The sequence below is a fragment of the Paenibacillus silvae genome (genome assembly GCF_014639235.1).
Taxonomy (GTDB): domain Bacteria; phylum Bacillota; class Bacilli; order Paenibacillales; family Paenibacillaceae; genus Paenibacillus; species Paenibacillus silvae.
On the sequence record NZ_BMFU01000002.1, the window covers coordinates 510,415 to 531,212 of the forward strand.

Annotated in this window: 16 protein-coding genes; 7 read left to right on the forward strand and 9 right to left on the reverse strand. The window is 47.1% G+C overall.

All coding sequences use genetic code 11. The features are described 5' to 3' along the window. The first annotated feature begins 11 nt into the window (after positions 1-11). Positions 12-902, forward strand: a complete 891-nt coding sequence (locus tag IEW26_RS08320) for a LysR family transcriptional regulator (protein WP_188592393.1) — start codon at positions 12-14, stop codon at positions 900-902. A 70-nt stretch (positions 903-972) separates the two neighbouring features. Beyond that, positions 973-1,533 carry a GNAT family N-acetyltransferase gene (locus IEW26_RS08325; RefSeq protein ID WP_188592034.1) on the forward strand — a complete coding sequence of 187 codons (561 nt, stop codon included), beginning with the start codon at positions 973-975 and terminating at the stop codon, positions 1,531-1,533. 3 nt (positions 1,534-1,536) lie between these two features. Here IEW26_RS08325 and IEW26_RS08330 read toward each other — a convergent pair whose 3' ends face one another. Further along, positions 1,537-1,890, reverse strand: a complete 354-nt coding sequence (locus IEW26_RS08330) for an SH3 domain-containing protein (RefSeq protein ID WP_188592035.1) — start codon at positions 1,888-1,890, stop codon at positions 1,537-1,539. An 18-nt stretch (positions 1,891-1,908) separates the two neighbouring features. Next, positions 1,909-2,544, reverse strand: coding sequence for a TetR/AcrR family transcriptional regulator (locus IEW26_RS08335; RefSeq protein ID WP_111272906.1), 636 nt, complete (start codon positions 2,542-2,544; stop codon positions 1,909-1,911). A gap of 119 nt (positions 2,545-2,663) precedes the next feature. Between IEW26_RS08335 and IEW26_RS08340 the strand changes: the two genes are divergently transcribed. Beyond that, on the forward strand, positions 2,664-4,256 hold the full coding sequence (locus IEW26_RS08340; RefSeq protein ID WP_188592036.1) for an FAD-dependent monooxygenase: 1,593 nt from the start codon (positions 2,664-2,666) through the stop codon (positions 4,254-4,256). Positions 4,257-4,370: 114 nt separating this feature from the next. On the opposite strand, the gene IEW26_RS08345 is transcribed toward IEW26_RS08340, so the two are convergent. The 4 genes from IEW26_RS08345 to IEW26_RS08360 all read right to left on the reverse strand — a co-directional run bounded on the left by IEW26_RS08345 (position 4,371) and on the right by IEW26_RS08360 (position 10,519). Then, positions 4,371-5,960, reverse strand: a complete 1,590-nt coding sequence (locus IEW26_RS08345; protein WP_188592037.1) for a glycoside hydrolase family 43 protein — start codon at positions 5,958-5,960, stop codon at positions 4,371-4,373. A 99-nt stretch (positions 5,961-6,059) separates the two neighbouring features. Further along, on the reverse strand, positions 6,060-8,003 hold the full coding sequence (locus IEW26_RS08350) for a YjhG/YagF family D-xylonate dehydratase (protein WP_188592394.1): 1,944 nt from the start codon (positions 8,001-8,003) through the stop codon (positions 6,060-6,062). 134 nt (positions 8,004-8,137) lie between these two features. Continuing rightward, a complete protein-coding gene (gene gucD / locus IEW26_RS08355; RefSeq protein WP_188592038.1) occupies positions 8,138-9,601 on the reverse strand; it encodes an alpha-ketoglutaric semialdehyde dehydrogenase GucD in 1,464 nt (487 codons plus the stop codon). A gap of 39 nt (positions 9,602-9,640) precedes the next feature. Further along, positions 9,641-10,519, reverse strand: a complete 879-nt coding sequence (locus tag IEW26_RS08360; protein ID WP_188592039.1) for a fumarylacetoacetate hydrolase family protein — start codon at positions 10,517-10,519, stop codon at positions 9,641-9,643. A gap of 162 nt (positions 10,520-10,681) precedes the next feature. Here IEW26_RS08360 and IEW26_RS08365 point away from each other — a divergent pair, with 162 nt between their 5' ends. Then, positions 10,682-11,590, forward strand: coding sequence for an AraC family transcriptional regulator (locus tag IEW26_RS08365; RefSeq protein WP_188592040.1), 909 nt, complete (start codon positions 10,682-10,684; stop codon positions 11,588-11,590). Positions 11,591-11,712: 122 nt separating this feature from the next. Here the strand turns inward: IEW26_RS08365 and IEW26_RS08370 are convergent, their stop codons facing one another. Continuing rightward, positions 11,713-13,134 (reverse strand): family 43 glycosylhydrolase, encoded by a 1,422-nt coding sequence (locus tag IEW26_RS08370; protein WP_188592041.1) that lies wholly within the window; start codon positions 13,132-13,134, stop codon positions 11,713-11,715. A 240-nt stretch (positions 13,135-13,374) separates the two neighbouring features. On the opposite strand from IEW26_RS08370, the gene IEW26_RS08375 reads away from it, so the two are divergent. From IEW26_RS08375 to IEW26_RS08390, 3 genes are all read left to right on the forward strand, one after another. Next, positions 13,375-14,172 (forward strand): helix-turn-helix transcriptional regulator, encoded by a 798-nt coding sequence (locus IEW26_RS08375; RefSeq protein ID WP_188592042.1) that lies wholly within the window; start codon positions 13,375-13,377, stop codon positions 14,170-14,172. A 1,443-nt stretch (positions 14,173-15,615) separates the two neighbouring features. Beyond that, entirely contained in the window at positions 15,616-16,137 is a 522-nt protein-coding gene (locus tag IEW26_RS08385) for a DinB family protein (protein ID WP_188592395.1), read from the forward strand. A 103-nt stretch (positions 16,138-16,240) separates the two neighbouring features. Continuing rightward, positions 16,241-16,978 carry an AAA family ATPase gene (locus tag IEW26_RS08390; RefSeq protein WP_229729791.1) on the forward strand — a complete coding sequence of 246 codons (738 nt, stop codon included), beginning with the start codon at positions 16,241-16,243 and terminating at the stop codon, positions 16,976-16,978. Positions 16,979-17,361: 383 nt separating this feature from the next. Here the strand turns inward: IEW26_RS08390 and uidA are convergent, their stop codons facing one another. Together uidA and IEW26_RS08400 are read right to left on the reverse strand one after the other, a co-directional pair. Continuing rightward, positions 17,362-19,161, reverse strand: coding sequence for a beta-glucuronidase (uidA, locus tag IEW26_RS08395; RefSeq protein ID WP_188592044.1), 1,800 nt, complete (start codon positions 19,159-19,161; stop codon positions 17,362-17,364). Positions 19,162-19,237: 76 nt separating this feature from the next. Next, on the reverse strand, positions 19,238-20,593 hold the full coding sequence (locus IEW26_RS08400) for an MFS transporter (protein WP_188592396.1): 1,356 nt from the start codon (positions 20,591-20,593) through the stop codon (positions 19,238-19,240). Between the last annotated feature and the right edge of the window lie 205 nt (positions 20,594-20,798).

Consider the following 20,798-nt stretch of genomic DNA (forward strand, 5'->3'; position numbering starts at 1 on the left):
GGGTGAAGTGTATCGATACTCGAAATATTACGTATTTTATGGCCGTATTTGAGCATCTTCATTTTACAAAGGCCGCAGAAGAATTGGGCATTTCCCAGCCTACGCTGAGTCAGCAGATTCGTCTGCTGGAAGCGGAATTGGGTACACCTCTCTTTGACCGGATTGGCAAAAAAGTCATTGCAACCGAGGCAGGCAAGCTTCTCCATCAATACGGAATGAAAATGCTTCAGGCGGAGATGGATGCGAAGAATGCGATTAAAGAGCTGTTATCCGAGAAACGTGGAACCGTACGTCTGGCTGTATTACCCTCTGACCTTGATTTTCAGCTCGTTCCGCTTTTTGTCGAGTTCAAAACCCGCTATCCTGATACTAAACTGCAGGCCTTCTCCACCATTTACGTTCGGGATGAAGTGCTGGCACATCAAGTCGATCTCGGGGTTGGTCTGCGTGCTCCTGTGGATAAAAGGCTGGTACAGATTCCGCTAGGCAGTGAGCAGTATGAAGTGTTTGTTCATACCTCAAGCGAGCTGGCGAATAGACATGAGATTGCTCTTGAAGAACTGACGGAACACGCTCTTGTAATGTATCCTAAGGGGTATTTGGGCAGAGATTTGGTGGATGATGTTTGCCGGGAACAAGGCCTGGAATTAAGTACGGTTATGGAGGTTGGTTCTGCGTCTTCCCTGCTGCAGCTGGTTGCGGCAGGCATCGGTGCCACAATTCAGCCAAGAGAGCTACTGAAACAGCATTCCGGCTGGTCTGATATCGTTTCCATCCCGATTGCTGGACCTGTGCCTGTCAGGCATATGGAGCTGACTTATTATGCGGACCGTTTTATTAGCAAGGCTCAGCAGCAGTTAATGGAATGGCTGATTGACTTTTTTAAATCCAGAGTAGACTGAGCTTCAGTAGAACTGCTTGAATATTACGAATAACAGCGAAGACTATTAAAAGTTAAAGGATGATTTGTAGATGGAGAAAACAAACGAAGCGTATGCGGTGTCGGAGAGACTTATTATTCGATCATTTAACATGCAGGATATACAGGCTTTTTATCAATACAGGGCTAATCCAGAGGTTGCTCGTTTTCAATCCTGGGAAAATTATACCCTTCAGGATGCTGAGACCTTTGTCAGTAAACAAATGGCACAATCTCCCGATCAAGCCGGGACGTGGTTTCAATACGCCATTGCCTTGTCCGCTAATAATCAATTGATCGGGGATTGTGCAATCCATACCCTTGGAGCTGAACCTCGTAATGTTGAGCTTGGCTTCACGCTGGCCCCCGAGTACCAAGGTATGGGATATATGCATGAAGCACTTTGCGCCCTGCTTGACTATGTATTTGGCTCACTGAACAAACATAAAGTGATTGCTTTTGCTGATGTGCGTAACGCCAAATCCATTCGAGTGCTTGAACGATTAGGAATGAGGCGGGAGGGACATTTGCTCGAAAATTACATGTCCAAGGGTCAGTGGATAGATGAGTATCAATATGCAGTTTTAAGATCAGAATGGATGGACAAGCCGTAACGTCTATAATTTCAGTGGGGTGATTACTTTATTCGGTACCCACCCCTTCTCCCCATCAGCAGTGAATACGAGACTCCACTCATTCAACTCTGATTCCTTCTCCACAATCATGCCCGGGGCAACATTCAATTCATGTGCAGAATAGTTTTGTTGAACACTTGCCATCAGTTTATCATCAGGTGCACTCAGGATTTGCTTTGGCACCCAGCCTTTCTTCCTGGAGTGCAATGCTTCACAGAAAATCCAGTTCGGGAATTCGGTATCTTCTTTTCCGTACAGAACCACATCTCCCTTGGACAACACAATCGGATCTGGATAATTCGAATGATGCGTGTGAACGACTATATACTTCTTCATATGTATTCCCTCCATCTTTCAAGGCTGTATTCTACCATAAGCGCAAAGAAAGACACGTACTCCTTCAGTAAGGATACGTTTGGTCTGGTCTTTCTCCAAAGCCCCATTTTTTTTAGGTTGATTAAATACCATTAAAAACGTTAATGCGGCAAAGTGTTTTGCTGCCATCTCAGGATCAGATACATGGAGCAATCCGGTTTGTGCAAACTCGGTAAACCTTCTGATAAGCCCCTCTTCCGTTGCATAATCCAGATTCTCCAGAAATGAGGTTGGCAGATTATCAGCTTCTACCGTAACCAGACGGATCAAAGCACTGTAGTCAGACGAACCATTGGCCGAAGCCACGAATTGTTCGCAGAATGTGACAAGCGCCTGCTCCAAATCCTCGAATTCGAAGAGATGGTCTGCAATCCCTTGTTCGATCAGCTCGAGAACCGCCCCGCTCGTTTCTTCCACAACGGCAAGCAGCAAGCTCTGTTTGTCACCATAATAATCATAGACGGTCCGTTTGGAAACTCCTGCTTTTGCTGCCACTGCATCGACGCTGGAACGATCAAATCCATCTAAAAGAAACAGGTCTCTAGCTGCCCCAATAATTTTAGCTCGTTTGTCTAAAGAGCCTTTGCGAACTTTTTTGTTTTCCGTATTCTCCATCCGTAAGTTCCCCCTTATAGATATACTATCAAAAATAAGTTCCACTTTACAAACTACACTGCACGGTGTAGTTTAATATGTGTGACATAATAAAATATGAATCAAGGAGGATTTTACCCATGAAAGCCATGCAATCTTTTGTTGATGTCCTTATTGTCGGTGCAGGACCAACAGGACTTACACTTGCTTGCGACCTTGCCCGTCGAAACGTTAATCATCGTATTATTGAACGAGGCACCTCGTATAACACAGCCTCTCGCGCCAAAGGAATCCAACCTCGCTCACTTGAAGTCATTGATGATTTGGAGGCTGTTCAGTACATTATCAACACAGGTGTCGTGGATTTGCCTGTTCGTTATTACACTGAGGATGGCGGGTTTGCAGATAAGCCGCCAATTACAGTTGCAGCCAGCGCTGAACTTGAGACACCCTATCGTGATCCACTTTGGATTGCTCAATTCGATGTGGAAAAAGCATTGCGTAACCGATATTCGGTGCTTGGCGGCCAAATTGAGTTGGGAAAGGAAGCTGTCAAGCTCGTTCAGAATTTGCATAGTGTAGTGGTGACTGTGAACACGCCACAAGGAGAAGAACACATTCACGCTCGCTATGTAATTGGTGCTGACGGGGGAAAAAGTAATGTACGGAAGTTTATTCATTTGCCGCTGGTTGGTAATACACACGATCATGAGCGATGGTATCTTGGTGACGTGCGATTGGAAGGGCTGGATCGTAATCATATTCATATCTGGACATCTCCGGAGGGTATGGTTGGGGTGACACCGTTACCTAAATCCGACATTTGGCAATTGCAGGCCACAATTCCGGCTGAAATCAAGGAACCGGAGGAGCCGACGTTAGAAGTGTACCAAGCTATGTTTGACCGACGAGCGAGCGGCAAGGGAGTTCGGCTTATGGATGCCTCCTGGTTGTCCATCTACCGCATTAATGTCCGCATGGTTGAAAGTTACCGTAACGGACGGGTATTTCTTGCGGGTGATGCTGCTCATGTTCATTCGCCAGCCGGCGGTCAGGGCATGAATACGGGGATTCAGGACGCATATAACCTGGGATGGAAGCTGGATGCCGTCCTGCGAGGAGCGGACGCAGCTTTGCTTGACACGTACGATGAGGAGCGCCGACCTGTGGCTCAAGCGGTGCTTGAGGATAGTACCAAAAAGATGGGAGGAGTCATCAGAACGGCTAGTGAGCGCGGAGCATTATCCCAATCATTAAGTACGGTTTCCGACGATCTGACGAGCGGGTTACTTATTTCCTATCGGTCGAGTTCTCTTGCCTATCCATCGCATCAAACGAATATTTCTCGTTTGATGCCCGGCGATCGTGCTCCTAATGCGGAGGGATTGCAGGGTGCGGGGTTTACGGGAAGTCTTTTTGACTTGTTTCGCGGTCCCCACTGGACTCTTCTGGCTTTTGTGAACTCTGCAGATATCCTTCCTCTCGAGAACTTCACATACGACGCAATTCATCTACATGTCATTCTGCCATCTCATGCCGAGGGTGTGGAAAATATAATCGACAAAGCAGGAAATGCCTATCGAATTTACGATGTGGTCAGCGATGAACTTATATTAATTCGTCCCGATGGTTACATCGCACTCCGCACCTCCATCCAGGACAGTCCAGAGATCTTTGAATATTTCAAATCCAGACTATCACTCGAACTCATTGAACATGGCTCTCATTCCTAAAACAACCATTATTCGAGTCTTGCTTGAGATGAGTAGATTATAGAATAAAAGCTCCTGATATCTAAAAAAGGCTCCCAGATAACGGCCAGATAACGGGAGCCTTCTTCTTAGTCTTTATGATGTGATATACCGAAAATAATCAAAATCAGCATGCTTGCGTGTTCCGCCAAGATCCTGCACACAAAGCCCAATGTAGGTTCCGGTGAAGCGAATGTACTCCGGAGATTCATCACATAAATGCGTAATATCCGTCCACTTACCAGCCTGAACCCATGAGGAATGCTCGTCTAAGCTGTAGTAAAAACAGGCACGATCATGATCAATCACCGTTTTCAGACGAATTCGATTCCCCTGCGTCAGAGGAATATCTTCCTCCATAAGCTCATCATACACTCCATATCTGGATTGAATGATCCCAAGGCACAGCCCCTTCTCTTCATGATGTGTCACTCGCAGATAGAGATAATCCTTAGTATCGTAATACAGGATCAGTCCAGCCATCTGCTGTGCATGATCCGGTGCGAACTCAAGGCAGGTCTCCGCTTCACCTTCAAAGGTTTGCAGTCTGCGGGCAACCATACTTTGTCGATGCGTAGAGCTCATCGACTCCATACCATACAGACGCAAGTACCCGGGGCGCTCCGTCAAACTAAGCCACGACGGGTCAGGCGGGATGCGAAGTGTATTCCAGTCGTTTCGAAGCACGGTCTGATCAAAGTGATCCTTATCGGGCAGCGGTTCAAAAGGATGCGGTGTTACGTTAGGTGCAGCGACCTGAAGCTCTGGATAACGATCTCCAGTAGCAAGTCTCAACCATCCTTCTTCGCTCCAGATACAGCGCTGCAGAGCCGTCTCTCGACCAAGAATGCAGTGCTTATCCTGGACGGGTCTTCCAACGAGATGTGCCATGTACCATTCACCAGTGTGTGTTTCCACGAGACTGCCATGACCTGCTTTTTGCAGGGGTAAATCCGTTCTGCCATTGGATGTGAGTATCGGGTTTGCCGGGTCAACCTCGTAAGGGCCTTGTAGCGTAAGTGAACGGGCAACGGTAACGGCATGCTCATAGCCTGTTCCACCTTCTGCGGTGACCAAGTAATAATATCCGTTATGCTTATACAGATGCGGTGCTTCTGTCAGTCCCAGCTCTGTCCCTTTGAAAATATTAACTGCGGGTCCGATCAGCCTCTGTTCCTGAACGGAATACTCCTGCAGCACGATGCCTGCGAAGTGATTTTTGCCTTTACGGTGATCCCAGATCATATTAACCAGCCATTTGCGCCCGTCTTCATCATGGAATAAGGATGGATCAAAACCGCTGCTGTTCAGATAGATCGGGTCAGACCATGGTCCTTCAATATCCGATGCGGTGACAAGGTAATTATGTGTATCTTTAAAAGCACCCACCCGGCTCTTCACATCGGTATATATTAGATAAAACATCCCGTTATCATAACTGAGGCAGGGCGCCCATACGCCGCCTGAATTAATGTTACCCTCCATGTTGAGCTGCGCCTTGCGAGTTAGCGGATACGGCATTGCGCGCCAATGAACGAGATCCTTGGAATGGTGAATGCGTACACCCGGGAACCACTCGAACGTAGATGTAGCGATATAATAATCTTCTCCCGCCCTGCAGATAGAGGGATCGGGATGAAACCCGGGAAGAATCGGATTGGTGATCAAAGGGTTGATCGTATTCATTGAAGAAACCTCCGGTACATAAGTAATATCTGTTCCAAAAATATATACAGGCCAGAGCACCGATGCCAGAGTGACTTTGTTTATCCAGGTCCTGTTGGTTTAGTGCCAACCCAGTGCTTTTTTCCCCGCTTCGAGTGCGGTGATAATTCGATCGACATCATACACATTGCCTCTCCAGGTTCCCCCGCTGACCGCTTGAAGTGCGGCCCACAGGCGTGTATCATCTGGCAGCGCTTCATCTGCACGCATATTTGGATGAAACGATCTCTGTGCCAGAATAAAGGCTCCTTCCTCGGGAGTTACCTCCATGCCCACTGTTCCGACAAAATTAATACTTCCGTCCAGTGTGCTTCGATTCACTACAATGTCAATCAGATCACCATCCCGCAGCTTGCCAATTGGCCCGCCCGCCAGAGCTTCAGGACCAACATGACCAATACATGCACCTGTGGAGACACCCGAGAACCTTGCATCCGTAATCAGGGAGACGTATTTGCCAAAAGACAGATGTTTGAGTGCAGACGTTAGCTGATAGGTCTCCTCCATGCCCGTGCCTGAGGGGCCGCGTCCAAGCAGTACGATGATGTCTCCTGCCTGAATTCCGCCTGTTTTGATGGCACGAATGGCTGCACGTTCGGTGGTAAACACCTTTGCAGTGCCCCGGTGACGATATACCCCATGCTCATCCAGAACATCCGGGTCGATGGAGGTCGATTTAATAACCGAGCCTTCGGGAGCGATATTGCCGGTTGGAAAGGTCACCGTTGAGGAAATCCCGAGATGCTTCGAAAGTTCTGCACTCATAATGACGGTGTCCGGATCAATGCCATCTCTCTCCTGCAGCTGCTTGCGCATGACATGACGACGTTCTGACGATTCCCACCAATCCAGTACATGATCCAAAGGCATGCCAGTTACGGTCGGTACAGAGACATCCAACAGGCCCAGGCGTCTGAGATGAAGCATGACCTCGGGAACACCGCCGGCCTGAAATACCCGAATGGTCGGGTAAAAGACAGGACCGTTCGGCAGCGCGCTTACCAGTCTGGGCACCTGTTTATTGACCTGAATCCAGTCCTGTACACCCGGCAGTGTTAGACCTGCCGCATGAGCAATCGCTGGAATATGAAGCAGCAGATTCGTAGACCCGCCGAAGGCAGCATGTACAACCATGGCATTGCGAATGGAAGCATCGGTAATAATGTCAGACATCGTCATACCCTGCTTCTCCATATGCATGAGCGCGCGTGCGGATTGACGCGCCATCTCGGTCCAGATCGGCTGTCCTGAAGGGGCCAAGGCGGCGTGAGGTACCGTCATGCCCAAAGCCTCCGCGACAACCTGCGCAGTTGCAGCTGTTCCTAGAAACTGACATCCCCCGCCAGGTGTAGCACAAGCCCGGCATCCCAGCTCTGATGCCATCTCCAGTGAAAGCTCTCCATTCGAATACCTTGCACCAATAGTCTGGATTTTGCCAGCGTCCTCTCCATCCGTAGGCGGAAGGGTAACACCGCCCGGAACGATCACTCCTGGCAGCTGCGGCATACCTGCAAGCGCAAGCATCATGGCGGGCAGTCCCTTGTCACAGGTGGCAACCCCAAGCACACCTTTTCGCGTGGGCAGAGATCGAATCAATCGGCGGAAAACCATTGCCGCATCGTTCCGATACGGAAGCGAGTCGAACATACCGGTCGTTCCTTGTGATCTGCCGTCGCAAGGGTCACTGACATAACCGGCAAAGGGGATGCCGCCATGGCTGGACAGTTCTTCGGCAGCCGCCTTCATCAGCAGCCCAACCTCCCAGTGACCCGTATGATAACCAAGAGCTGCAGGGCTGCCATCTTCATTTCGAATACCGCCCTGTGTGCTTAAGATAAGGAACTGTTTGCCGTTTAATTCTCCTGGCTTCCAGCCCATGCCAACATTCTGGGACATGCCGAACAAGTCACCGCTTGGAGCATTACGCAGCAAATTATCGGTCAACGGCAGATGACCTGTGGGCCCAGGAGCATGAGCTGTAATCTCGTAGCGGTCTGACGCCATATTATCTCGGTCAGACGCCGTTCCTTTCAGTTCGGTCACTGCTCCATCCTGTTCAGCTGCTTTTCCCTCCAGAACAGCTGCTTTTCCCTCCATAATTGATAGGATCTGTTCGTACATGATATCCTCCCCGCAGGTTATGATTTCACGAAGACTGTTTTGATCGCGGTGAAAAATTCAATAGCCGCTTGTCCCTGCTCTCTGGAATGCGAGCTGGACATTTTCATCCCGCCAAACGGTGCCTGCAGCTCTACCCCTGCGGTTTCTGCATTAATTCTGACAAGTCCGGCATCCATATCCCGAATAAACGAGAGCATCGAACCAACGTTCTGCGTATAGATTGAAGCACTTAAACCATAATCGCTGTCATTGGCGAGTGTTATCGCTTCCTCGATAGAGTCAACGGGCATCAAGGCCAGCACTGGGCCAAAAATTTCTTCCCTGGCAATAGTCATATGGGATTCGACACCTTCAAATACGGTTGGTTCTACATAAAAGCCCTCTGCAAGCTCGGGATTATCTGGCCTTTTTCCCCCGGCAAGCAGAACTGCGCCTTCATCCTGTCCTTTCTGAATGTAGCTCAGCACGGTGTTCAGCTGCCCTTCACTTGCACACGGCCCCATCCAGCTGCCAGCAGACATGCCGTCTCCCAAACGAATCTCCTGAACCTGTGACAGCAGCTTTTCCTTGAAGGCATCATATATTTTTCGTTCGATAATAACGCGGCTGGTCGCTGTACATTTTTGCCCTGTTGATTTCAGACCACCGCTGATCGTTCCTTCTACAGCCAGATCGAGATTAGCGTCTGCGGCAATGATTACCGGATTTTTACCACCCATTTCAAGCTGGTATTTGGCACCCCGAGCGAGGGCAGCCGCACCAACCCGTTTGCCGACTTCATTGGAGCCTGTGAATGTGATGCCATTAACATCCGGGTGCTCCGCCAGCGCGGAACCGATAACCGAGCCTTTACCACATATCAGGTTCAGAACTCCTGCTGGCAGTCCCGCTTCCTCGAAGCATTCCATTACTATGGCTGCGGTAACCGCCGTTTCCTGAGCTGGCTTGAGTACAACGGTATTGCCGTAGATCAACGCAGGCGCTGTTTTCCAGATCGGGATCGCCACCGGAAAATTCCAAGGTGCAATCACACCTACCACACCAAGCGGTACACGGGTTGTGAACATCAGAGCTTCGCTGTCCGTTGACGGAATAACATCACCTGTTTTGCGCATGCCTTCTCCTGCGTAATACCTCAGAATCGCAACGCCGCGCATCGTCTCTCCCTTGGCTTCAGGGAAGGTTTTCCCCATCTCCCTTGTCATCGCTTCGGCTACCTCGTCTGCCCGACGTTCGAGTACGTTGGCAGCCTGAAACAGATAATTGCCGCGTTCCGCACCAGTTAACCTGCGCCACGTTTTGGCTGCCGTTTTGGCCGCTGCCACAGCATGATTCAGGTCCTCCACACCAGAAGCTGGAACATAACCTACAATTTCTTTGCGATTCGCCGGATTAAGGCTTGGTTCGGTCTGGCCGGAACCTGCCTTCACCCATTCACCGTTAATAAAATTGTTATACGTCTGCTCTAACTGAAAACCCATTGCGCTCATCCTCCCTGTTCATTTGTTCGAATTCATCATTTATCGGTTTGAAACAACAGGATTTACCAGTGTGCCGATGCCGCTGATCGTAATTTCAATGCGGTCTCCTGGCTGAAGTGTAAAATCGTTAGGCGGTACGATATTTGTACCTGTCAGCAGCACGGTTCCGTCAAACAAATCATTGTCTCTTGCCAAAAAGGAAACCAGCTCATCCAGCTTCCGGTTTAATTCGCTTGTACTCGCCTCACTATTCACCACAACCTTGCTATCGCGATAGATTTCGCAGACGATGTCAAGATCATAAGGATTAGCTACCGTTTCTGCCAAACGTATAGCTGGACCAATAGCGCAGGAGCTGCGCCATATTTTGGCCTGCGGCAGATACAACGGATTTTCACCCTCGATGTCCCGGCAGCTCATGTCATTGCCAACGATGTATCCCACAATGCTGCCATCTGCGGTAATTACCAGCCCAAGCTCGGGCTCTGGAATCTGCCAGGTGGAATCGCTGCGGAGTGTTACGGCTTCATTAGGACCCACGGTCCGGGCAGCTGTTGATTTGAAAAAGATTTCCGGCCGTTCTGCATCGTAGACCTTATCGTAAAAGGTGTTCGCATCCAGCTTGCCAACTGTCGCTTCATAATTACGCGCTTCCCGGCTTCGCTGATACGTCACACCCGCAGCCCACACCTCCGGAGCGTCAATTGGATTAATAAAATGCAGGGATGTCCAATCCTCTGTCAAACGGTTCACGGGTTTAAGAGCGCTTTCAACAAGCTGTACTGGAGATATCCCCTGCTCTCTGGACTGATGGATCAGTGTGATGAAATCGGCTTGTGGCAAACGATAGGCTTGTTCGTCATCAGTAACGGCTGCAAGCCACTTCTGTTCTCCATCCAGAAATCGAATAATTCGCATGTAAGCGTGCCCCCTGTTTTCCCTTGGCGGGTTGATAATTATACCTTAGCATCATGGATGTCTCATGACGATGCTCTAATCCATCCGAAGAGTTACCCTTTTCACGCATTATTTTTCTGGTAAGATAAGGTTATATTTATTCGACAAAGGAGCTGAGCTGGTATGACCAAACATGCGGAAGCGATGTATCTGGGCCGTCTTCCTGATGTTCGCATGTCGTTTCAACTCATGGGTCTGCATGCCCGAAAAGCAGATTCGAACTGGACTTATCCATCTCACGAGCACACGATGTATGAAATACACTGGATGATGGAGGGGCAGATGGATATGGTGGTTAATGGGCAGCTTTACAAGCAGTCCAAGGGTGACCTGTTGTTCATCCGCCCTGGAATGACCCATTCCTGTACAGGCGCAGGGCCAGAGGGCTTCAGTTATTTTTCAGTGCATTTCAGTGTGCATGATACATCCTTCTGCCGGGAGCTCAACCGTTGTAATGATATCTATTATCCGGCTGTTTCCAATCTGGCCACGGGATTATCGGCCTCCCTGTCTGCATTATACGAGCTGTCTACGGAGCATTTGTCCGATTCATTATCCTCCTCCAAGCAGATGAAGGTGCATGCTGCCGTATTTGAGCTGCTTGGCTCGCTGGTTGGGCAGTTATCGGATCACGCCTCCGTTACATTATCCAGAAAAGAAATCATTGCCCATCAGATCGCGGAGCACATCGAGGATTCAGTAAACTACATTCATCTTCATGGCGAGATTCAGGAGAATAACCGTACATGGATTCAGGATATCGCCAAATCGCTGAATATGAGCACATCCCAGGTGAATCGGATTTTTCGCGAAATCTACGGTCAGCCGCCACGCAAATTTTTATCCGAGACACTTCTGAACGAAGCACAGCGGCTCCTTAAACAGACGGATCTGACGATCGACCATATTGCCATGATGCTGGGGTATAAGACTAATGCGCATTTCAGTCGTCAATTCAAGCGGTGGACGGGCATTGCACCAAGCGAGTTTCGCAGCCATTCACAGCAGGCAGAGCATGAAAAAAGCAGCTAATGGACGATTGACTCACCACTAGCTGCTTTCCACCACCACCACATGATGCAGACATACATCACATGCCGGAAAAAGCGTGCAACCGCTTCTCCTGAGGCATTCTTTGAATTCTGCCTAACATCTTATTCCAAGGCAAATGAAGCAAGACTTGCTCCGCCATTTCCTCTATAAGTAAAATACAATGCTTGTGTGCCGTCCGGGATGTTGATTGGCGCGGTGTAGGCCTTCCATTCATTGGTAAAGTGAACCGGGATGGTTCCCAGAACCGGGCCGTCCCATGAGGTTTTCACCTCGAAAGCTCCGCTGCAGTATCCTCTTACCCTCAGGGTAACCTGGCGAATGCCATGACAATGGAAGTATTTATAACCTGCTGTTGCTGAATCAACCATATTGGCAATATACCCGATCTCCTCATCACCGTCTCTGCCGTCCTGTGTAATCTTCGGAAAGCGACTGTCCAGCCAGGCCCCTGCACCGAAACCTCCGGTGTATATTTGATCGTCACGAGTAAACAGATTACATGCAATGTGTGCAGGATATTCTCCTTTACCCTCAAGTGCACTTCCATTGGCGCCGCAAGAGGTTATCTCCACCTGAGGAATCGATCCGTCCTCTTGAAATGAAATTTTCTCTATGCAACCCTGCCTGTTAAATGCATCTCCGTTTGTGTGCCGGTGATAGAAAATATACCAGTCTGCATTCATTTCGATGATACTGCCGTGATTGTTGCCTCCGTAATACATCGGCATATCGGCCGGTTTGTAGGTATCGATGTGGAGATCACAGTTACTCACAATTACGCCCCCGTATTCAAAACCTGCCGTTGGGGATGTGCTGGTGGCGTAGCATAATTCATGCATCACAATCGAGGAATAAACGAGATAGTACAGATCCCCCCTCTTGCGGATCGAAGGTGCCTCAAAAAATTCATGTCCTTCGAATCCACTGCCCTCGCTGTACGGCTGACTTGGTGCGATGAAAACGGGTTCCTCCACAATCGTTAACATGTCCGGTCCAAGTACGGTTGCCATGGCGCCGTGTCTGGAACGATCGCCAGGTGCACAGAAGCCGGTATACAGATAAGTAAGCGGTCCTTCCGTCAGCACACCGGGATCAAACTGCGGCTCATCCCCATCTCGTTCTCCGAGCCGGGTGCCATCCTCATATTTTACATAACCATAGAATTCATATTTACCAGCGGGCGTATCACACACGGCAACGGAAACAACCGGCACTTTATCCAGCACATAAAATAGATAATAACGTCCGTCCGGCCCTACCGTTACATCGGGCGCGTACAGACACATATGGCCGTCCGGGTTCAGCGGATCATCTGTTTTCAAATAAATGACGCCCTCATTGCGCCAGTTACCAAGATCGTCTATTGGTGCAGACCAGCATACATAATCGTTCAGGCAAAACACATGCCCGTTAAAACGGTCATGCGACCCGTACACATATACTCTGTCGTTAAATACGTATGGCTCACCATCAGGAACATACTCCCACGCTGGCAGGTAAGGGTTAAACGCTTGCTTTTTCATTCGAGATGCACTCCTTATTGAAAAGATATTGAAGTTGAAAAGATATTGAAGATATTGATTAAAGGTTTAGATGAAAATAAATGAATGTATTTGCCGAGCGTTTAAGACAAACTTCCGTTTAATATAGAGCAGAAGTAACCGTATAATAGAAAACAGGAATAACCGTATATTACAAAGGAGAAGTAACGGTGTCCAAGTTCAGTATCTATTCCACAACCTGTATGGTAAAGGTGAAGAACGATGAATACTATTTTTTACGTTGAACATGATGCGGTACATCACAGTGGGTTTGTATTTGATGTGCCCGAAGGGCATGATTGCTGGCTTTTGGTCATCACAAAGACGGCGGCACAGTTCTGGGTAGATGGTGAGCTGAAGGAATATCCGCCCCATCATGCTGTTCTATATGCACCCCATCAGAAAATCTATTACCGTGCGTGTGCGGAGCAGTATGTAAACGATTGGATTCGTTTGCATAGTGATGAGCCTTATATCACCGAAAGCCGCCTCCCGCGCGGGAAGCCATTCCCGTTAGATGATCCTGAATATTGTCACAAGCTGTTCCAGTTACTGGTCGCAGAGCATTCTTTCAAGAAAGATTACCAGGAAGCCTCGATGGATTTTTTGCTTCGAACGCTGTTTAACAAAATGCTGGAGTCCTGTGTTCTTGAGAATATTGGCCCGCAGCATTATCCTCTAATGAAACTGCGGACGGCGATTCACAACAATCCCGGTTACCCATGGACGGTTGCGGCCATGGCCAAAACGATGAGTATCAGTCCAGGGTATTTGCAGCTGATTTATAAGAAATCCTTTGGTGTATCGTGTATGGATGATGTCATCCACAGCCGCATTCGTTTAGCCAAAGAATACCTCAGGCATTACCTTTACTCGATAGCTGAAATCGCTGATCGCTGCGGGTACCGCAATGTGGAGCATTTCTGCAGACAGTTTAAACAGATCACAGGGGTATCACCCAAGCGATTCAAGCAGCAGAGCGTCAAGGTTTTGACGGACAGAGCCAATCTTGATCAATAGTTTGATGAACGAAATAGACAGTTGAAGGTTATTTCATTTTGTATTTACGCTCAGCCTATGTTCAGATCCCTTCTGACTTATGTGATGGTAGCGGTTACTAATATATTCAGGGTAAGGTATCGGGCATACAGTTGCAATGATGTATACTGATGGATTATTGATCAATCCTCATATGCTTCTCATATGAATCAGCTTATGCCGAATTGTGTGAAATGAAAAAACCACCGGATTAACGGCGGCTTGGTGGTGGACTATGTATCTGGGTTAAAAGTTTTTATCATAGGTCTCACGTTGGATAGTCTGCTGCTTGCTAGGGTTTAACTTTGTATTGGTGCATATGAAGCTTAGGTGTGTTCAAATGATCTGGACTGTCAGCATTGTCTAGATTTTCTACATGGTTTGGGTTATCTAATTTGTCTACGTTGTTCAGGTGGTCCACGTTGTTTGGGCTGTCTGGATTGTTTAGTTGATTCAGTTGGTTTTGAGCTGTCGCTTGGTTAAGCTTTTTGCGTTTTTGGAACATCATATAGGTTGTTAAGATCAAAATAGCCGGAATTCCTATATAAATCAGAATGAATAGAAAAATAGATCCAAAAATAATAATGTAGCCTTGCATCGGTGTAATGATGTCGATCCCTCCTTTCAGAAAAATGTTATTGACCGTGATCTGTATATTATAATGCGAATCTGTAAAAATGCACCACTAAACTTGCCCCTTTAAACTTGCTCCTTTCAAGATTGACATGCTCCGCCGATGCTGCAAAAAGCTCTTTTTTCTAACGATCTCAGATAACGCTATTTGGCCAATTTTACATGTTTCTCATTTCTAACGAATCGAGGGGACCCTATTCTCGGCATTTGGTGGGAAAAAGGGTGTTTATTTTGCGGTTTCAGCGAAATAAGGTTTGTCGGATTCGTTACAATTTGAGAGGACCCAAAATTGATCAAATAAGGTCATCTGGATTCGTTAGAGCAGGTAGATACCCAGCTAGGTAGGTTGTTCCGAGAAATGCTGCTGATAAATCGGCGTTTGGCGGGTAGCTACGATAATTCAAAAAATAATCCATTGAATCTTCCGATAATAAAGGGTTAAATCCGAACCAGAGTCCGAAAGAGAATTCAAAAGAGAACGTGCACCAATATTGTAACCATGGCGATACTCTAACCTTAACATCATGCTATGAATGTGATCTACGCTGGGGTTCTATCTTGATTAATGGTAAAATAAACAAAAATCAATTCTAGGGCGTGTCTTGAAACCTGCTGAAGTGCATCTTTTCCTTTTCGCCCCCTGCTACGTCAGTTTCTCTTGACGTGCCCCGGCACGCCTGCTAGAAACTTCCTTGCTTGGAATGAAAATTCGGCAAAATCCGCTATCTTCAGAGTTTTCAGACACGCCCTAGTTAAAAAAGGGGTTATAGCATGAAGACGAACGACAACCACATGAACGAAAGACCTGAACCACAAGAATATGCTTCCTTTTATGAAGGATACATTCGTCAAGTTCCTGAAGGCAATGTGTTGGAACTGCTTGAGAAGCAAGCTAAACAAGTGCTGGCATCCCTTTCCTCCTTGACTGAGGATCAAGCCAGTTACCGCTATGCAGAAGGGAAATGGAGTGTTAAAGAGGTTTTCGGCCATCTTATTGACAATGAACGTATTATGAGCGGTCGTTTGCTGCGGGTAGCGAGAGGTGATATGACATCCCTTCCGGGATATGATCAGGACACACTGATGGGCAGTCATCCATTTGACTCGTATACAGTGGCCGATCTGGCAGAAGAATATGAAGCTGTGCGGCATTCCACCCTGCTCATGCTTCGCCGCCTTAGTCCTGAAGCATGGCTGCGCACAGGAGTCGTCAATGATTACTCGACTACAGCTCGTGCAATTGCTTGGGTGATCACCGGACATGAGCTGCATCATTTATCTGTTCTTCGTGATCGTTATGAAGTACATGTATAACGCACCAATGGCAGTATAGAAGTGTAATACGACGACAACAGCCCATCTATTCTATCGTCTGGAGTGAAGCCAGTTGAACTTATCTGCATCTTATTTAAGCCAGATTCGGCTGAAGCGTGATCAAATTGCTGCTTTTGATCAATATCCGTTTGACTTGGCCGTAATTCAACATCTACATACGCTGAATTTCCACCCCAAGGTCACGTATATCGTTGGTGAAAATGGAATGGGCAAGTCTACGCTGATGGAATCTATTGCTGTCTCCTGGGGATTTAATCCCGAAGGAGGAACGATGAATTTTTCATTTTCTACCCGGGCCACGCATTCCGATCTGTTTCAGTATATCCAACTGGTCAGAGGGTCGCGGCGTCCCAGGGACGGCTTCTTTTTCAGGGCTGAAAGTTATTATAATCTGGCGACAACGATCGATGAATTGGACAACGAGCCTTCGTATGGACCTCCGATAAAAGATTCGTACGGGGGAAAATCTTTACATGAGCAATCTCATGGAGAGTCTTTTTTTGCTACGTTTATACATCGTTTCGGGGGCCAAGGTCTGTATATTCTGGACGAGCCCGAGGCGGCTTTGTCACCGCTTCGCCAGATGGCTATGCTCGCTCGCATTCATGAACTGGTGCAGCAAAACTCACAATTCATTATTGCTACCCATTCCCCTATTTTAATGGCATACCCGGATTCACAGATCTTTAATCTGACTTCAGAGGGCATCGAGCTCCAGACGTTGGAGGAAACAGATCATTATCAGATCATGAAGCAATTTCTGAACAACAAGGATAAGATGCTTCAACAGTTATTTGAGGAAGCTGACTCTGAGGGCTAAAGGGCACTAGCATAAGCAAGCAAATAACGAAGAATACGGATAATGTAAAAAGAAGAGCATGAGCAGCAATTTTGACATGATAGACGCGGGTAGGTGTTTGCTTTGATCAATTCCTGTCACTCAGCGAGCGTTATACCCTGGAAGCAGCGAGTGATATAAATGATATACTAAAACCCCTATTCTATTTTTATTCTATTTCCATGAGAAAGAGACAGCCACTTTATATGATGAGCTGTCTTCTTCTCTATTATCTTTGTTTTATCTTTATCTTTATCTTTATTCTTATCTGTTTTCTTAGCCGTTTTCTTTCTGCTTTCCTCTGCTTTTTTCTGCTTATAGTTATTCTTCTTAATAACACTGTTCTCTATTGTGTATACTTCTTTTTAACCCTTATAGTAGAAATCCGGGATACTTGTCCAGCGTCTTTTAAGCTCATGTGCAATTGCCTTTGGTTTACGATCACGGGTGAAAATGCCTTTTTTATTGCCCTGCACTCGAATGATGCCCTGACTGGTTGCGAAATCAGCAAAATTCCAAACCTGTTCTCCAACAAACTGTGGAAACTCATCGAACACTTCATGGTTGGCTTTGTAGAATTCAACCTGGTACTCTTCAGTAAACATAACGGGCTCGACATCATGTAATCCGGCAACGGTATCTGCACCATACTCTGTCATCATCATAGGTGTGTGTGGACATCTTTTTAGCCACCCATTGAGTTCAGCGCGAAGTTTCTGTTTTGCCAGGTTCAGTTCCCCGCCATCCACATACCATCCGTAATAACGATTGAAGGTGAGCATATCCAGCAGCTCTGCAATCTGATCCTTCTCCGGCGACGATTCGATTTGGGTGACAATCGTAATCGGACGCTTCTGCGGATCTAATGCTCTGGTTAACTCCACCAGCGGTTTGAAATATTCGTAGGCGCCCTCTTCTTCTGAAGCAGGCTCATTAGCGATGTTCCACATGACGACACATGGGTGATTTTTATCCCGCTGAATGAGCTCCCGAATTACGTCTTGATGGTGTTCAAAAGTTTCCAGTTCATCCCACGTATTTTTCAACACCCCGCCGTGATGGAGAACCAGCATGTTCAGATGCATACCCACTGCGGGCACCTCGTCAATAACAACAAAGCCCTCCCGATCGGCCAGCCGCATCATCTCTTCCGAATATGGATAGTGCGCGGTGCGGAATGAATTCGCCCCACTCCACTTCATCAGGTTACAATCGAGCACATTGGCCGCTTCATCAAAACCTCTGCCATGCATCGCGGTATCCTCGTGTTTGCCGTATCCTTTGAAATAAAACGGTTTGTTGTTAATGAGGAACTTGCCTTCCTTTACCTCAACACTTCTCACCCCGAATGGCTGTTCATAGACATCTACGGTTTCATTTTCAGATTCCGTTTCCAGTTCAATACGAAGCGTGTACAAGTAGGCATTTAGCGGCTCCCACAACCTGACGTCTGGAATGTGTGCCAGACCTGATGCCCCTGCAGATTCTGCCACAACCACTCCTGATTCGTCCAGTACTTTCACTTTCACTTTAACTGCGGCCGAGCCTTCAATCTCGATAGCATAATCAACCCGTCCATCCAATTTGCCAACGATAGTGACGTCCTGGATGTAAGTTGCAGGGGTGGTGTATATTTTAACGGGACGGTGAAGACCGGCGTAGTTGAAAAAATCAAAATTAGGCAGGTTCTGCACAACCTTCCCTACACCGGCGATGTGCTTCTCAACAACTGAACCGACAGGTAAGGTAGTTTCGTCCACAACATTATGGACAGCAACGGTTAACCGATTTTTCCCTCTTTGCAGATAAGGGTTAATCACAGCTTCAAAAGGCAGAAATCCACCTTTGTGCTCCACTACAAAATTGCCATTCACATACACTTTCGCAGCATGAGTGACCGAACCAAACCGTAAAACCACTCTCTCCTTGGTTAACAAATCCGGAATGGTGATGTCTCGCTCATACCACACCCAGCCCACGTGATCACGAATTTTTGCACTTACTCCAATGTCATTATATGAAGCAGGCACTGCCATGCATAGGGTATTTTTTAGCTTTTCCTGCTGCCAATTCTCCTGAAATCCCTGACCTGAATCGAGTTTGAAATTCCATATTCCGTTCAGATCAATCACGTTGCGAGTCTCGGTAAGTATAGGGTATAACATATGAACATCTCCTTCATTCTCTTTTAAAAAGAATACCCTTGCTCTACCTCCCTTCGTTGTATATCTTGTTGGTCAGCTAATTGCTCATTCTCTTCGCGTTGATATCGCTTACAAGTTGAGCTGTGCGTTTTTTGTTTAAAGGATACAGTACGGCAATACATACAAAGACAAGAAATAATCCGATTGCGGGTACAAGTGTTGCTAACAGGTAAATCCCTTTAAGTGTCTGCGCAGTCTGCACATGCAGTGAAGCGTTATATCCAACGGCTGCAACGGCTACGCCACCGATTCCTCCGGCTACAGCCTGGCCGACTTTGCGTGAAAAGGAATAAATGGAGTAAATCGTAGCGTCCTCTCGAAGCCCTGTCAAATACTCATGATAGTCGACCAGGTCGGTTATAAATGCCCAGCTGATCAGATTAAACAGAGCGTAACCAAACAAACCGACGGACAAAATGATCATATATTGCACCACCGACAGATCAGGAATGAGATACAAAAGCAAATAGATCACCGTTGAAAGTAAAAATCCGGTCGCGGCGACTTCTTTTTTACCAAATTTTGCGACTAGCGGTTTAACCAAGGGCATGCCGATAAATATCGTTGCCGATTGAACGAGGCTGAGCACACTTAACAGTTGCGCGTTTCCAAAGTAATCTTTGAACAAGTACGTGTTTACAGTACCAATCAGCATGAGATTGATTAAAAATATTAATGATCCGATCAGGAAAATGATCAGCGGTTTGTTTTTCAGCAGCCCCTGTAATGTTTTCTTCAAGTTTGTGTTGGGCTTCTCGTTCTCATCCATGACAACACGTTCGATGGACAGTTTATAACATGCCATATACGACGTGATTGACAAAACTCCGAAAATGACAGCACCCATCAGGAATCGATTGGCATTCGCTTCATTATTCACAAACATCAGCAGCGGGCCAAGCACGCCAACGATAAGCTGAGCGAGAGTTGCGCCGAGTGATCTCCAGGTGGACAGCACGGTTCGCTCTACAGGGTCTGCGGTAATAACCGAAGCCATAGAGCCGTAGGGAATATTGACCGTACTGTACAACGTTCCCCACAAGATATAAGTCACATAAGCATAGGCAAGATAGAATCCGTCGGACATTCCCGGGATGTATACAAACATAAGCACACCCGAGATGACCAGCGGGAAGGACATACGATAAATCCAGGGCTTGAACTTCCCATGCTTTGATGCTTTTCTCGTATCAATAAAACGCCCCCAGGTAATATCCGCTATGGCATCCCATAAGCGTGCTAACAAAAACAAGCCCCCCGCCGCTGCAGGATGAATATGGAATACGTCCGTGTAATACACCATTAGAAATGAAGCTACCAATGCAAAAAAGAAATCATTCCCGAAATCGCCAAACAAATAACCGAATTTATCTTTATATCCGAATGGACGCATAGTAACCACCTTTTTTTGTTTATTTGGGCATATCTCTAAAGATCATTGATGATATGAGACAGAATGATAACGCTCTCAATTTATGGAATACAATAGCTCTTTACGCAAGTTCCAGTGATGTGACCTCCTTCAAATCTATGCTTGAAATCGATTTCATGGAAAATTATAATCGGTATTATCCGTTTGATATGGTATTTTTCACAGA

What these genes read in the sequence shown, in the direction of transcription:
- IEW26_RS08325 (WP_188592034.1), top strand. Translation starts at nt 973, where the DNA reads ATGGAGAAAACAAACGAAGCGTATGCGGTGTCGGAGAGACTTATTATT.
- IEW26_RS08330 (WP_188592035.1), bottom strand. Translation starts at nt 1,890, where the DNA reads ATGAAGAAGTATATAGTCGTTCACACGCATCATTCGAATTATCCAGAT.
- IEW26_RS08335 (WP_111272906.1), bottom strand. Translation starts at nt 2,544, where the DNA reads ATGGAGAATACGGAAAACAAAAAAGTTCGCAAAGGCTCTTTAGACAAA.
- IEW26_RS08340 (WP_188592036.1), top strand. Translation starts at nt 2,664, where the DNA reads ATGAAAGCCATGCAATCTTTTGTTGATGTCCTTATTGTCGGTGCAGGA.
- IEW26_RS08345 (WP_188592037.1), bottom strand. Translation starts at nt 5,960, where the DNA reads ATGAATACGATCAACCCTTTGATCACCAATCCGATTCTTCCCGGGTTT.
- IEW26_RS08350 (WP_188592394.1), bottom strand. Translation starts at nt 8,003, where the DNA reads ATGGCGTCAGACCGCTACGAGATTACAGCTCATGCTCCTGGGCCCACA.
- gucD (WP_188592038.1), bottom strand. Translation starts at nt 9,601, where the DNA reads ATGGGTTTTCAGTTAGAGCAGACGTATAACAATTTTATTAACGGTGAA.
- IEW26_RS08360 (WP_188592039.1), bottom strand. Translation starts at nt 10,519, where the DNA reads ATGCGAATTATTCGATTTCTGGATGGAGAACAGAAGTGGCTTGCAGCC.
- IEW26_RS08365 (WP_188592040.1), top strand. Translation starts at nt 10,682, where the DNA reads ATGACCAAACATGCGGAAGCGATGTATCTGGGCCGTCTTCCTGATGTT.
- IEW26_RS08370 (WP_188592041.1), bottom strand. Translation starts at nt 13,134, where the DNA reads ATGAAAAAGCAAGCGTTTAACCCTTACCTGCCAGCGTGGGAGTATGTT.
- IEW26_RS08375 (WP_188592042.1), top strand. Translation starts at nt 13,375, where the DNA reads ATGAATACTATTTTTTACGTTGAACATGATGCGGTACATCACAGTGGG.
- IEW26_RS08385 (WP_188592395.1), top strand. Translation starts at nt 15,616, where the DNA reads ATGAACGAAAGACCTGAACCACAAGAATATGCTTCCTTTTATGAAGGA.
- uidA (WP_188592044.1), bottom strand. Translation starts at nt 19,161, where the DNA reads ATGTTATACCCTATACTTACCGAGACTCGCAACGTGATTGATCTGAAC.
- IEW26_RS08400 (WP_188592396.1), bottom strand. Translation starts at nt 20,593, where the DNA reads ATGCGTCCATTCGGATATAAAGATAAATTCGGTTATTTGTTTGGCGAT.